General features: G+C 64.8%; 13 protein-coding genes. 7 read left to right on the top strand and 6 right to left on the bottom strand.

The features are described 5' to 3' along the window. Nucleotides 1-201 precede the first annotated feature (201 nt). Entirely contained in the window at nt 202-771 is a 570-nt protein-coding gene (locus tag AS156_RS17460) for a glycosyltransferase family protein (RefSeq protein WP_066506644.1), read from the top strand. A 43-nt stretch (nt 772-814) separates the two neighbouring features. Then, a complete protein-coding gene (locus tag AS156_RS17455; protein WP_066506678.1) occupies nt 815-1,756 on the top strand; it encodes a bifunctional helix-turn-helix transcriptional regulator/GNAT family N-acetyltransferase in 942 nt (313 codons plus the stop codon). A gap of 278 nt (nt 1,757-2,034) precedes the next feature. Here the strand turns inward: AS156_RS17455 and moaB are convergent, their stop codons facing one another. Then, nucleotides 2,035-2,598, bottom strand: a complete 564-nt coding sequence (gene moaB / locus AS156_RS17450; protein WP_066506642.1) for a molybdenum cofactor biosynthesis protein B — start codon at nt 2,596-2,598, stop codon at nt 2,035-2,037. Nucleotides 2,599-2,766: 168 nt separating this feature from the next. Next, nucleotides 2,767-3,705, bottom strand: a complete 939-nt coding sequence (ypfJ, locus tag AS156_RS17445) for a KPN_02809 family neutral zinc metallopeptidase (protein ID WP_066506639.1) — start codon at nt 3,703-3,705, stop codon at nt 2,767-2,769. A gap of 380 nt (nt 3,706-4,085) precedes the next feature. On the opposite strand from ypfJ, the gene AS156_RS17440 reads away from it, so the two are divergent. Both AS156_RS17440 and AS156_RS17435 read left to right on the top strand, forming a co-directional pair. Continuing rightward, nucleotides 4,086-5,222 carry a site-specific DNA-methyltransferase gene (locus AS156_RS17440; protein WP_066506636.1) on the top strand — a complete coding sequence of 379 codons (1,137 nt, stop codon included), beginning with the start codon at nt 4,086-4,088 and terminating at the stop codon, nt 5,220-5,222. Between the two features lie 298 nt (nt 5,223-5,520). Continuing rightward, nucleotides 5,521-6,207 carry a glutathione S-transferase family protein gene (locus tag AS156_RS17435; RefSeq protein WP_066506633.1) on the top strand — a complete coding sequence of 229 codons (687 nt, stop codon included), beginning with the start codon at nt 5,521-5,523 and terminating at the stop codon, nt 6,205-6,207. A gap of 75 nt (nt 6,208-6,282) precedes the next feature. Here the strand turns inward: AS156_RS17435 and AS156_RS17430 are convergent, their stop codons facing one another. Then, a complete protein-coding gene (locus tag AS156_RS17430) occupies nt 6,283-6,708 on the bottom strand; it encodes a nuclear transport factor 2 family protein (protein WP_066506630.1) in 426 nt (141 codons plus the stop codon). A 90-nt stretch (nt 6,709-6,798) separates the two neighbouring features. Between AS156_RS17430 and AS156_RS17425 the strand changes: the two genes are divergently transcribed. Further along, nucleotides 6,799-7,716 carry a LysR family transcriptional regulator gene (locus tag AS156_RS17425; protein WP_066506626.1) on the top strand — a complete coding sequence of 306 codons (918 nt, stop codon included), beginning with the start codon at nt 6,799-6,801 and terminating at the stop codon, nt 7,714-7,716. Between the two features lie 161 nt (nt 7,717-7,877). Here the strand turns inward: AS156_RS17425 and AS156_RS17420 are convergent, their stop codons facing one another. Then, entirely contained in the window at nt 7,878-8,498 is a 621-nt protein-coding gene (locus AS156_RS17420) for a glutathione S-transferase family protein (protein WP_066506624.1), read from the bottom strand. A 183-nt stretch (nt 8,499-8,681) separates the two neighbouring features. Between AS156_RS17420 and AS156_RS17415 the strand changes: the two genes are divergently transcribed. After that, nucleotides 8,682-9,953, top strand: coding sequence for a flavin-dependent oxidoreductase (locus tag AS156_RS17415; protein WP_066506621.1), 1,272 nt, complete (start codon nt 8,682-8,684; stop codon nt 9,951-9,953). Nucleotides 9,954-9,962: 9 nt separating this feature from the next. Here AS156_RS17415 and AS156_RS17410 read toward each other — a convergent pair whose 3' ends face one another. Further along, nucleotides 9,963-10,382 carry a PaaI family thioesterase gene (locus tag AS156_RS17410; RefSeq protein WP_066506675.1) on the bottom strand — a complete coding sequence of 140 codons (420 nt, stop codon included), beginning with the start codon at nt 10,380-10,382 and terminating at the stop codon, nt 9,963-9,965. A gap of 199 nt (nt 10,383-10,581) precedes the next feature. Then, the gene (mutY, locus tag AS156_RS17405) at nt 10,582-11,673 is read right to left on the bottom strand and encodes an A/G-specific adenine glycosylase (RefSeq protein WP_066506619.1); all 1,092 of its coding nucleotides are present in this window, start codon (nt 11,671-11,673) and stop codon (nt 10,582-10,584) included. 167 nt (nt 11,674-11,840) lie between these two features. Here mutY and AS156_RS17400 point away from each other — a divergent pair, with 167 nt between their 5' ends. Further along, nucleotides 11,841-12,320: a DUF721 domain-containing protein gene (locus AS156_RS17400; RefSeq protein WP_066506617.1), complete on the top strand. Its 480-nt coding sequence runs from the start codon at nt 11,841-11,843 to the stop codon at nt 12,318-12,320. Nucleotide 12,321: the final 1 nt, after the last annotated feature.

The following is a 12,321-nucleotide window of genomic DNA, read 5'->3' as shown; positions in this document are numbered from 1 at the left end:
CCGGCGGGTGCTTGAGGGCATGAGAGGATGCTCGGCTCATGCTGTGAAGCTAACACAGCTTAGGAACAAATCAAGAACACGCGCTGTAAAATTCCACACCGCACTGGCGCAAGAATCCGCAGCCGCACAGGCTGCTTTGAATATGACAAGGTGATAACACAGCTCAGCTTTTCAACCGTTTGAGCCACCGAAGCCTCACTCATGCTGAGCGTAATCATTCCGACCGACGGGATCGAACGTACCGTGGTCGCGACGCTGGCCGCGCTGGTGCCGGGCGCGGCCGCGGGCACCATCCGCGAGGTGCTGCTGGTCGATCGCACCAACACCGAGGTGATGGAGCGGGTCGCAGACGTCGCGGGCTGCCGGTTCCTGCGTTTCGAGGGCAGCCGCGCCGCAGCGCTCGCCGCCGGCGCGCGGCAGGCCCGCTCGCCCTGGCTGATGTTCCTGCATCCGGGCGCCGTGCTCGATCACGGCTGGATCGAGGAAACCACCCAGTTCATCCAGATGGTCGCGGCGAGCGGCAAGGACCGCGCCGGTATCTTCCGCTACGCCCGTTCGCCCTACACCGACGCCGGCCTGCGCGACGGCCTCAAATTCGTCGCCCGCATGATCGCAGGCCCCTCGGCCGAACAGGGCCTCCTGATCGCCCGCGACCATTATGAGCGGATCGGGGGCTACCGGCCCGATGCCCCCCGCTCGGAGGCGCGGCTGTTGCGCCAGCTCGGCCGGTCGTCCCGCACCATCCTGCGCAGCCGGATCATGGTCCCATAGAAAGCCCTTGCGCATTATTTGATTCCGTCAAATAATGTACTTGATGAAATCAAATATCATTGACGGCACACTCGAGAGCCAGGTCGCCGCGATCCGCGGCTTCAACCGGTTCTACACCCGCAAGCTCGGCATCATCGAGCCGAAGCTGCTGCACTCCCCGTTCACGCTGCAGGAGGCGCGGATCATCTACGAACTCGCGCATCGCGAACACTGCACCGCGACTGATCTGGTGGGCGATCTCGACCTCGATGCCGGCTTCGTCAGCCGCACGCTGCAAACGCTGCAGCGACGCCAGATCGTGACGCGCAAGCCGTCGAAAGCCGACAAGCGCGTCAATGAGGTGGCCCTGACCGCCAAGGGCCGAGCCGCAGCCGCCGACCTTGAAAGCCGCTCGCGCAGCGAGGTCGCGGCGCTGTTGAAGCAGATGGACGGCAACCGCCGCGTCGCAGTGGTCCGTGCCATGAGCACGATCGAGCAGTCGCTGGAGCCAGTGGCCGAGAAGCCGGTCGGCTTCCTGCTGCGCAGCCATCGCGTCGGCGACATGGGCTGGGTCGTTTCACGACAGGGACGCGCTTACGCGGAGGAATATGGCTGGGACATCAGCTACGAGGCATTGGTGGCGGAGATCTGCGCGCAATTTCTTAGATCGTTCGATCCGACCTACGAGCATTGCTGGATCGCGGAGGTCGACGGCGAGCCGGTCGGCTCGATCTTCCTGGTCAACGGAGGCAACGGAATCGCCAAGCTGCGGCTGCTGTTGGTCGAGGAAAAGGCGCGTGGGCTCGGCGTCGGCCGCGCGCTGGTCGAGCAATGCATCCGCTCCGCACGCGAGAAGCGCTACAAGAAGATGACACTGTGGACCCAGAGCATTCTGGTCGCAGCACGTGGCATCTACGCGCGCGCGGGCTTCCAACGCGTCAAGGAAGAGAACCACCACAGCTTTGGCGTCGACCTCATCGGCGAGACCTGGGAACTGGAGCTATGAAGCCACAGCGCCGCGGACCTGCGCGGCGCGTGACGGCGGAGCTCGTCACATTCTATACGCGCAGAGCCCACGCGCTTCGTGCGGAAGCGTATCGCAGCGCCGTTTGGGCGTTGTGGCGCGCGTTGATCAGATTCATCAGCCGCAGCTAATTGGCTTCCAGCCGTCATTCCGGAGCATCACGCAGCGATGAACTACGGTGCGCAATTGCGCACCGGAGAATCTCGAAGTTGTTGTGCGAGATTCCGGGTTCGTGCTTCGTACGCCTGGAATGACAGCTGCTACGCGCTCGCGCCCTTCGCCTTCGGCCGGCGCAGATGCTCGTCGAGCCGCGGCATGATCTCGACGAAATTGCAGGGGCGCGTGCGGTAGTCGAGTTGCGCGGCCAGAATGCCGTCCCAGCCGTCGCGGCAGGCGCCGGGCGAACCGGGCAGGCAGAAGATGAAGGTTGCGCCTGCGACGCCAGCAGTGGCGCGGCTTTGGATCGTCGACACCCCGATCTTGGCGTGGCTCAGCATGTGGAAGGCGATTGAAAAGCCGTCCATGCGCTTCTCGAACAGCGGCTCGATCGCTTCGGGCGTCACGTCGCGGCCGGTGAAGCCGGTGCCGCCGGTCGTGATCACGGCATCGACGCCGGGATCCGCGATCCAGCGCCTGACCACGGCGCGGATGGCCTCGACATCGTCGGTCACGATCTCGCGGCCTGCAAGCTTGTGACCGGCCGCCGTGAGCCGATCGGCCAGCGTGGTGCCCGACTTGTCATCCGCCAGCGAGCGGGTGTCGGAAATCGTCAGCACCGCGATGTTGAGCGGGATGAAGGTTTTGGATTCGTCGATCGAAGACATCGTGCACCTCATACACTGACGTCATCCTGAGGTGCTCGCGAAGCGAGCCTCGAAGGATGGGCCACGGGCTCCGTCATCCTTCGAGGCTCGCCAAGAGGCGAGCACCTCAGGATGACGCTATGACAGCGTGGCGCGGTGCATCACGCTACCAAGGGCCGCTAGCTAGAATTAACCGCCACCGAACGTGTTGCAGGCCTGCACCGTGCCCTGCTGATAGCCGGTCATAAACCATTGCTTGCGTTGCGCGGCGGAGCCGTGGGTGAAGGAGTCGGGCACCACCCTGCCCGTCGCCTGCCGCTGCAGCGTGTCGTCGCCGATCGCGTTCGCGGTGGTGAGCGCGGCGTCGATGTCGCCGGCCTCGAGGAAGCCCGGTCGCTTCTTCTCCTCCCGGTTGACCCAGACGCCGGAGAGGCAATCGGCCTGCAGTTCGACCCTGACCTGCAGCGCATTGGATTCCGCCTTGCTGCCCGCCTGCTGCTGCAGCCGCGTCACCCGCGGCAGGATGCCGAGCAGGTTCTGGATGTGATGGCCGGCCTCATGCGCAATGATATAGGCTGCGGTGAACTTGCAGGCATTGCCTGAGCAACCGCGGAAGCGGGTTTCGACCTCGCGGAAGAAGCCGGTGTCGAGGAAGATGGTCTTGTCCGGCGGGCAGTAGAACGGGCCCATCGCCGACTGCGCCATGCCGCAGCGGCCGCCATTGGTGGCGTTGCGGAACAGCACGACTTTCGGACCGGTGTAGGACTGGCCGCTGGCCTGGAAGATCTCGCTCCAGCGGTCGTCGATCTCGCCGAGGATGCCTGATATCATGCTGCCCATCTCATCGGTCGGCGCGCCGCGCTTGACCTGCCCGCCCGACGTCCGACGGTCGGTCTGGTAGGTCGGCGCCTGACCACCGCCAGTGAGAATTTCCGCACCGCCGATGAGGACGCGCGGGTCGATGCCGAAGGCATAGCCGAGCAGGCCGAGCACGATGATGGTGCCGATGCCGAGACCACCACCGCCGCCCATCGGAAGGCCGAAACCGCCGCCACCGCCGCCGCCCATCCCGCCTTCGTCGCGACGGTCTTCGACATCGTCGCTGCGGCGGAAGTCATCGTAGCGCATGACGCTTTCCCTTCATTCCAGTCGGCGCCCCAACGTGGGACACACCAACGTAAAATTTCCATTCTGTTAATCAATAACCCGCCCGGCAAAAATTGCCTAGTCCGCAGACGCGCATCCCTGCGGCGAACAAAGCTAGAGGTGCGGGCCAATCTACCGGTCCAATCGTGCCCGTTTGATGATCTGCGAAATTTTTCGCGGAACGCGCTGATGTTGCAGCACAACGCGAATGACGATGCGCCACCTCGCTCGAAAGGCGCGGCAATCTTTTACGCGATCATTTCCAATTAAGTCGATTTTTACTTTGGCCCGTCAATGTATGGCCAGTCGGTTGTTTAGTCCCGCGTCGCCGACAGCGTCGCCTGAGTCAGAGTTCTTGAGTCATGGTAGTGTCGCGTCGCGGGGCGTCTGCAAGGGCGCCCCGCACTAAATTTGAGAATGCCCCATCGAGCCACATCGTCATTGGCGATTGCGTGGCCGAGTTGTCGAAGCTTCCGGCCGGCTCGGTCGACCTGGTCTTCGCAGACCCTCCTTATAATCTGCAGCTGAAGGGTGATCTCAAGCGCCCCGACGAATCGCATGTCGATGCCGTCAATGACGAGTGGGACAAGTTCTCCTCGTTCTCCGCCTACGACGATTTCACCCGCGCCTGGCTGCTCGCCTGCCGCCGCGTGATGAAGCCGTCGGCCACGCTGTGGGTGATCGGCTCCTATCACAACATCTTCCGCGTCGGCGCGATCATGCAGGACCTCGGCTTCTGGCTGCTGAACGACATCGTGTGGCGCAAATCCAATCCGATGCCGAACTTCCGCGGTCGCCGCTTCACCAACGCGCACGAGACCATGATCTGGGCCGCGCGGGACGAGAAGGCCAAGGGTTACACCTTCAATTACGAAGCGCTGAAGGCGGCCAATGAGGACGTGCAGGCGCGCTCCGACTGGCTGATCCCTCTGTGCACCGGCGAAGAGCGCCTGAAGGGTGATGACGGCAAGAAGGTGCATCCGACGCAAAAGCCCGAGCAACTGCTCGCCCGCGTGCTGCTGTCGTCGTCGAAGCCCGGCGATCTCGTGATCGATCCGTTTAACGGCACCGGCACCACCGGCGCCGTCGCCAAGCGGCTCGGCCGCAACTATATCGGCTTCGAGCGCGATCGGGCCTACGCTGCCGCGGCCGAAGCGCGCATCGCCGCAATCGAACCGCTGCCGAACGCCACGCTCGCGCCGTTCATGACCGCGCGCGACGCACCGCGCGTCGCGTTCTCCGAACTGATCGAGCGCGGCATGATCATGCCCGGCGCAAAGCTGGTCGACGCCAAGAAGCGCCATGGTGCGCTGGTCCGCGCCGACGGTGCCATCATGCTCGGCGACAAGGTCGGCTCGATCCATCGAATCGGCGCGGTCGCGCAAGGATCCGGAGCCTGCAACGGCTGGACCTTCTGGCACGTCGAGACCAAGAACGGGTTGCGGCTGATCGACGAACTGCGCGCCGAGATTCGCTCCGAGATGGCGCAGGCCAGCTGAGGCCTCTCAAGGAATAGTCAGATGGGCATCGGCGCGACGCGTCGTGCCCACCGCATCTGCGTGATTTCCCCTGCCGGCGGCGGGCACGCCTCTCCTTGCCCAGCTTGCGAGATCGCTAAGGTATCTTTCTCCCTCCCGGTCATTTCCGAGGCGCCGCAAGGTGCGCGGTTTCACAAACTCGTCGCTTGCGCATCGCAATAAAATTTGCGCAAGAAGGATCGCTCGCGGCCTTCCCCCGCCGCGCCCCGATCTCATCGGTCACATCACCAGTCGGTCAGCAAACCAAGGGAGTCCCTTCATGATCAAATTCTATTTCAACGGCGCGCCGAACCCGAACAAGGTCGCACTGTTCCTGGAGGAGTCCGGCCTGCCCTTCGAGGCGATCCCGGTCGACACGCGGAAGGGCGACCAGTTCGCGCCCGACTTCCTGAAGGTCAATCCGAACGCCAAGGTGCCGGCGATCGACGACGACGGCATCTTCGTGTTCGACTCCAACGCCATCCTGCTTTACCTCGCCGAGGAGCACGGCAAGTTCCTGCCCGCCAACACGCCGGCCAACCGCGCGGCGACGCTATCCTGGCTGATGTTCATCGCGACCGGCCTCGGCCCCTATTCGGGCCAGGCCGTGCACTTCAAGCATTTCGCGCCGAAGGACCTCGACTACGCGAACAACCGCTACCAGTACGAGGCGCATCGCCACTACAAGATCCTCGACGATCACCTGGCGAAATCGCGTTACATGGTCGGCGACAGCTACACCATCGTCGACATGGCGTTCTGGGGCTGGGCGCGGATGGCGCCGTTCGTGCTTGGCGAGGAAGGCTACGCGAAATATCCGAACGTGAAGCGGCTGGTCGACGAGATCTCGGCGCGCCCGGCAGCGGCGCGCGCGATCGCGCTGAAGGACAAGCACACCTTCAAGACCGAGATGGACGACGAGGCCCGCAACATCATGTTCGGTCACCTCAAGAACAAGGTGGCGTGAGCCGGTCGGCATGACAAGCAAACGGCGCCCGTTCGGGCGCCGTTTTCGTTTCTGCCGCACCGTCGCGGCACGTGGCTATGGAGCCGGAAACGGGCCGAGCGCCTTCTCGGTCAGGACCGAGTCGCAATAGTCCCTCACCTCCTTGATCCTGCCGCCGTCGAACCGCAGCACCAGGCAATAATCATTGTCGTAGCGCTGGCCCGACTTGGTGAGGTTGTTGCCCTTGGCCTCGACCACGACGATGTCGCCGTCGGCGATGAAGCGATGCGCGATGGTGCGGCCGCGCTCGACCAGCTTCGACCGGACGTGGCCGTGCAGGTCGGTGAGGATCGATTGCTTGCCGGTGAAGGTGCGCGACCAGGAATACTGCCCCATCACGGTCCAGGTCGCGTCGTCGGCAAGACGCGCCATGAACAGGGATTTCTCACGCACGGCAGGATCGGGGTCACCCGCAATCGCGAACATCTCTTGCACCAGTGTCTTGTTGTCGGCTGCGCTCATGGCGGCTCTCCTTCGATTGGATGAGGGCGGATCCTGCGTCGCGAACGAACATTCTTCCAATCGATAGGTGGTATGATATATATCCACCGCATGAATTTGAATTCGCTTGACCTCAATCTGTTGGTCGCGCTCGACGCGTTGCTGAGGGAAGTCAATGTCAGCCGCGCCGCGATGCGGCTGCATCTGTCACAGCCCGCGACCAGCCATGCGTTGCAGCGGCTGCGCGACCTGATCGGCGATCCGCTGCTGGTGCGCAACGGCGCGCGGATGGAGTTGACGCCGCGGGCGCAGACGTTGCGCGGGCCGTTGGCGCAGGCGCTCGACCAGGTCCGCGCGCTGTTCGAGCCTGACGATTTCGACGCCGCGCGCAGCGAGCGGCATTTCCGGCTGATGATGCCTGATCTCGCGGTCGAGCTCATGATGCCGCGGCTGATGGAAAAGATCACGCAGGCCGCGCCGAACGTCACCATCGACGTGGTGCCGTGGCGCGGCCCCGCGATCTTCACGCCGGAGTTCGCCCGCACCATCGATCTCGTGATCTCGATCGGCGACGCCTTCAAGGGGTTTCACCGCCAGCGGCTCTATACCGACAGCGATGCGCTCGCAGTGCGGCGCGGCCATCCGGCTGGCACGAAGCTCAGGAAGCGCGAGGCGTTCCTCGCCGCGCGCCACGTCGCGGTGGTGATCCGCGGCCAGAACGAGGATCTGATCGACACCTGGCTGCGTCCGAAAGGCATCGAGCGGCGGATCGCGCTGGTGGTGCCGGGCTATATCGAGGCGCTGCACATCACCGCGCGCACCGACCTCGTCGCCTTCGTGCCGCGCCGGCTGATCTCGGCGCTGTCGAAGCAATTGTCGCTGGTGATGGTGACGCCGCCGTTCGATCCCGGGATCGACGAGCAGCACATGTTCTATCCGACACGCGCCCAGATGGATCCGGGCTCGATCTGGCTGCGCAGGCTGGTGCTGGAGACGGGGCCGGAGCTGGAGGCGCGGAAGGCTACTTAGCGCAATTCCATCCACATGTCGTCCCTGCGAAAGCAGGGACCCATAACCACCGCTTGTCGTGATGAAACAATCCAGCGGCCCCAGTGTCGCACAACAATCGCGATTTGGGGTTATGGGTCCCGGCTCGCGCTTCGCTTGGCCGGGACGACAGCGAGTGTTGCTTAACCCTTCTGCTCGGCGAGCACCTTCTGCACGGCCGGGCGCTGCTCCATTCGCTCCTTGTGCGCCTTCACCTTCGGCAAGGTTGCTATATCGACGCCGTCGCCGTCGAGCCAGAGCGTCAGCGTGTAGAGATAGCAATCGCCGACCGTGTAGTTCTCGCCCATCACCCACGGGCCCTGCAACATGTCGCGCTCGATCAGGTTGAAGCAGGCGCCCATCGTCTTCGGGATCATCTTCTTCATGTCGGCGAACGAGCTCTCTTCCGTCGCCCAGCGCGCGCCGCGCATCTTGTGCGCGTGGCAGACATGCACCGTCGAGCAGAGATAGGAGTTGAACGCCTGGAGCTTGGCAAACGCGAAAGCATCGTCGAGCGGCGCGAGCTTCGCCTGCGGGAAGCTCTGCGCGATGTAGGCCAGGATCGCCGGCGTCTCGGTCAGCACGCCGCGATCGGTCACCAGCGTCGGCACGCGGCCCTTCGGATTGATCTTCAGATACTCCGGGCTGTTCTGCTGGTTGGCCTTGAAGTCGAGCTTCTCGACCGAATAGGGCGTGCCGGCTTCGGCCAGCGCGATATGGGAGGCAAGCGCGCAGGTCCCGGGGGCGAAATAAAGCTTGAGCATGGTGCTGTCCTCTTCGGGCCTTGTCGGTTCGTTGAGAACCCGGCCCTCGCTTATTTGTTTTGACGCGGCGGACGTTAACGGCCCCGCCGTTTGCCGTCCATCCCTACCCAATGTCGCAAGGTTTCGCGGTTGCCCCCAGCGGCGCTGCCGTGCCATGACCATGGCCGATCGAGAGGGCTTTTCATGACTGTACTCATTGCCGGTGGCGGAATTGGCGGGTTGACGCTGGCGCTCAGCCTGCACCAGATCGGCGTTCCCTGCCGCGTGTTCGAGAGCGTGCCCGAGCTGAGGCCGCTCGGCGTCGGCATCAATGTGTTGCCGCATGCGGTGCGCGAGTTGATCGAGCTCGGCCTGCATGACCGGCTCGACGCCGAGGCGGTGCGCACGCGCGAGCTCGCCTATTTCTCCAAGCACGGCAAGCCGATCTGGAGCGAGCCGCGCGGGCTCGAGGCCGGCTACAAATGGCCGCAGTTCTCGATCCATCGCGGCCGGCTGCAGCAGATCCTGCTCGACGCAGCGATCGAACGGCTGGGGCGAGAGAACATCCTGACCAGCCATCACCTCGCCGGCTGGACCGAGACCGCGGACGGCGTCCGCGCCGACTTCATCGACCGGGCGACCGGCAAGCCGGCCGGCAGCTACGAGGGTGCGGTCCTGATCGCGGCCGACGGCATCCATTCCGTGGTGCGCGAGAAGCTCTATCCGAACGAGGGGCCGCCGATCTGGAACGGCCGCATCCTGTGGCGCGGCATCACGCGCGCCAACGCCTTCCTCACCGGCCGCACCATGATCATGGCCGGCCACGAGATCCTGAAATTCGTCTGCTACCCGATCTCGAAGCAGGCCGGCGCCGACGGCAAGTTCGACATCAACTGGGTCGCCGAGCGCCACATGCCGCCGACCTATCAATGGCGCCGCGAGGACTACAACCGCACTGCAAAACTCGACGAGTTCCTGCCGTGGTTCGAGAGCTGGGACTTCGACTGGCTCGACGTGCCGGGCCTGATCCGGAACTGCCCGCATGCCTATGAGTATCCGCTGGTCGATCGCGATCCGATCCCGCAATGGACGTTCGGCCGAGTCACGCTGATGGGTGACGCCGCGCATCCGATGTATCCGATCGGCTCCAACGGCGCCTCGCAGGCGATCCTGGACGCGCGGGTGCTGACCCGTGAGATCCTGGCGCACGGCGCGACGCAGGCGGCGCTGGCCGCCTACGAGGCCGAAAGGCGGCCGGCCACCACCGATCTCGTGATGCTGAATCGCCGCAACGGGCCGGAGCAGGTGATGCAGCTCGTCGAGGAGCGCGCGCCAAACGGTTTCGGTGTCGTCACCGAGGTGCTGTCGCAGCAGGAACTCGAAGACATCGCCGCCAACTACAAGCGCGTCGCCGGCTTCCAGGTCGAGGGCCTGAACGCCAAGCCGCCGATCGTACAGCGGGCGGGCATGACGTAGACGCGCCCCCTACCGTAGGGCCCGCGCCGACTCCACCAGCCGGATGCTGCTTGTCGCCGTCGCGAGCAACGTGCCGTCCTTGGCCGTCAGGCGGCCTTCGACAAAGGCAATCGTCTTCCCAAGCTGGGTCACCGTCGCTTCGCCGGTGATCGGCCCGGGCTTCGCGGGCGCCATGAAGTTCACGTTCATCGTAATGGTCGTGGTGTAGAGGCGACCCTCGGTCATCACAAACACCGCCGGCCCCATCGTGTCGTCGAGCATCGCCGAGAGCATGCCGCCCTGGACGAAGCCGGCGGGATTGCAGAACGCCTCCTTGCCGTCGAACAGGATCCTGATCCAGCCGTCCTGCGGGCGGGCATCGATGAGGCGCCAGCCGAGCAGCTTGGCGCAGGGCGGCGTGGGGATGTGGTCGAGCGCGGTTGCGAGCATGGCGGCCTCCGTTTGCCTGAGGTCGTAACCGAGCCCTGCTGCCAGCATGGTGTCAGCAGGATACGCCGGCGCCAAAACATGATCCGGAAAAGTGTGGAGCGGCTTTCCCTCGCGACAAACGCGGGACGCGTTTGCGCGGAGATCATGGTTAAACAAGAAGCTAAAGCGCGATGACGATCCAACCCGATCTCATCGCGCTTTAGAGATCGAGACCGTGCGCGACGACCTTGCGCATGACGTTCGGGAACGCCTCGCCATCCAGGGTCGCGACCGGCACCCAGCGCATGCCCTCGGGCGCACGCGTTCGCGACGGAACGCTGGCGGTGTAGACCACCAGTTCCAGCGGAAAATGCGTAAACACATGGGTGACGACGCCGGCCTTGCGATGCCAGCGCGCGACGCCTTTGAGCCCGGGCGCCTGCGCGAGCGCTGCCTTGTCCTCCTGCCCCGCAAGCCATTCCGATCCCGGCACCTCAGTCATGCCGCCGAGCAGGCCCTTTTCCGGGCGCGAGCGCACCAGCAATTCGCCGCCGCGCGTGACCACGAAGGCGGCCCCGCGGCGCAGCGTGCCGCTCTTCTTCGATACCTTGCGCGGGAACGTCTCCTGGTCGCCTCGGGCAAGCGCGGTGCAGTCGTCATTCAGCGGGCAGAGCGAACACGCGGGCTTCTTCGGCGTGCAGATCGTGGCGCCCAGATCCATCAATGCCTGCGCGCTGTCACCGGCGCGGGATGGGCCGAGCAAAGTCGCCGCCAATTGCTGGATCAGGGGCTTGGCCTGCGGCAGCGGCTCCTCGACCGCATAGAGCCGCGTGACCACACGCTCGATATTGCCGTCCACCGGCATGGTGTGGCGGTCGAACGCGATCGCGGCGATCGCCGCAGCCGTGTAAGGCCCGATCCCCGGCAACGCGCGAAGGCCGTCTTCGGTGTCCGGAAACACTCCAGCATGGTCATTCAACACCGCGACCGCACAGGCGTGCAGATTGCGCGCGCGGGAATAATAGCCGAGCCCGGCCCACATCCGCAGCACGTCGTCGAGCGAGGTGCGGCCGAGTGCCGTGACATCCGGCCAGCGCGACACGAATTTCTCGAAATAGGGCCCGACCGCCTTGACCGTGGTCTGCTGCAGCATGATCTCCGACAGCCACACCCGGTACGGATCAGCCAGCTCCCCCGCCGCGGCCCGCCATGGCAGCCGGCGGCGATGCCGGTCGTACCAGGCCAGCAGCTGCGCCGGGCGGTCGGCACGATCATCGGTCGGTTTCGTTTTGGCGGCCGCGCGAGAACTCATGGACGTATTCTAAGACCCCGACGCAGATCTCTCTACGTCGTGCCCGGGCTTGTCCCGGGCATCCACGCCTTTCTTCTTGGGCACAAAGACGTGGATGGCCGGGTCGCGCCCGGCCACGACGATTGACACGGTTTCGGTTGCGCTGGTCCCGCTGCTATAAGTCCCGCATGTCCAAGCCCGGCCCGATCAGCGCAAAACCCCTGTCCATCCTGCTCAGCGACGTCTTTACCGACGCCTACGCCAAGCAGGGCTTTGCCGCCCGCGAATTGGTGACGCGCTGGACCGAGATCGCGGGCGAGCGGATCGCGGCTTATTGCGAGCCGTTGAAGATGCAGTGGCCGCGGCCGGTGGAGGGGCAGCCGCAGGAGCCGGCAACGCTGGTGCTGCGCGTCGAGGGGCCGATGGCGCTGGAGATCCAGCATTCCTCCGACGTCATCCTCGAACGGGTGAACCGCTTCTTCGGCTGGCATGCGGTCGGCCGGCTGACCATCCGGCAGGCGCCGTTGTCGCGGCGCAGTCGTCCCATCCGCGCCCAGGCGCCCGATGGGAAGTCGATCGCCCGGGTCGCCGAAGGCCTCGCTGCCGTGGAGGACGAGGAACTGCGCGCGGCGCTGGCCCGGCTAGGCGCCTCGATCAAGCGAAATTGAC

The sequence above is a fragment of the Bradyrhizobium macuxiense genome (genome assembly GCF_001542415.1).
Taxonomy (GTDB): Bacteria; Pseudomonadota; Alphaproteobacteria; order Rhizobiales; family Xanthobacteraceae; genus Bradyrhizobium; species Bradyrhizobium macuxiense.
Note: the sequence above shows the minus strand (reverse complement) of the source record. Positions and strands in the feature narration are given on the sequence as shown.

Coding starts and splice junctions, on each gene's coding strand:
- ypfJ (WP_066506639.1), bottom strand. CDS start 3,705: ATGCGCTACGATGACTTCCGCCGCAGCGACGATGTCGAAGACCGTCGC.
- AS156_RS17400 (WP_066506617.1), top strand. CDS start 11,841: ATGTCCAAGCCCGGCCCGATCAGCGCAAAACCCCTGTCCATCCTGCTC.
- AS156_RS17440 (WP_066506636.1), top strand. CDS start 4,086: ATGGTAGTGTCGCGTCGCGGGGCGTCTGCAAGGGCGCCCCGCACTAAA.
- AS156_RS17455 (WP_066506678.1), top strand. CDS start 815: ATGAAATCAAATATCATTGACGGCACACTCGAGAGCCAGGTCGCCGCG.
- AS156_RS17435 (WP_066506633.1), top strand. CDS start 5,521: ATGATCAAATTCTATTTCAACGGCGCGCCGAACCCGAACAAGGTCGCA.
- AS156_RS17415 (WP_066506621.1), top strand. CDS start 8,682: ATGACTGTACTCATTGCCGGTGGCGGAATTGGCGGGTTGACGCTGGCG.
- AS156_RS17460 (WP_066506644.1), top strand. CDS start 202: ATGCTGAGCGTAATCATTCCGACCGACGGGATCGAACGTACCGTGGTC.
- AS156_RS17430 (WP_066506630.1), bottom strand. CDS start 6,708: ATGAGCGCAGCCGACAACAAGACACTGGTGCAAGAGATGTTCGCGATT.
- AS156_RS17410 (WP_066506675.1), bottom strand. CDS start 10,382: ATGCTCGCAACCGCGCTCGACCACATCCCCACGCCGCCCTGCGCCAAG.
- moaB (WP_066506642.1), bottom strand. CDS start 2,598: ATGTCTTCGATCGACGAATCCAAAACCTTCATCCCGCTCAACATCGCG.
- mutY (WP_066506619.1), bottom strand. CDS start 11,673: ATGAGTTCTCGCGCGGCCGCCAAAACGAAACCGACCGATGATCGTGCC.
- AS156_RS17425 (WP_066506626.1), top strand. CDS start 6,799: ATGAATTTGAATTCGCTTGACCTCAATCTGTTGGTCGCGCTCGACGCG.
- AS156_RS17420 (WP_066506624.1), bottom strand. CDS start 8,498: ATGCTCAAGCTTTATTTCGCCCCCGGGACCTGCGCGCTTGCCTCCCAT.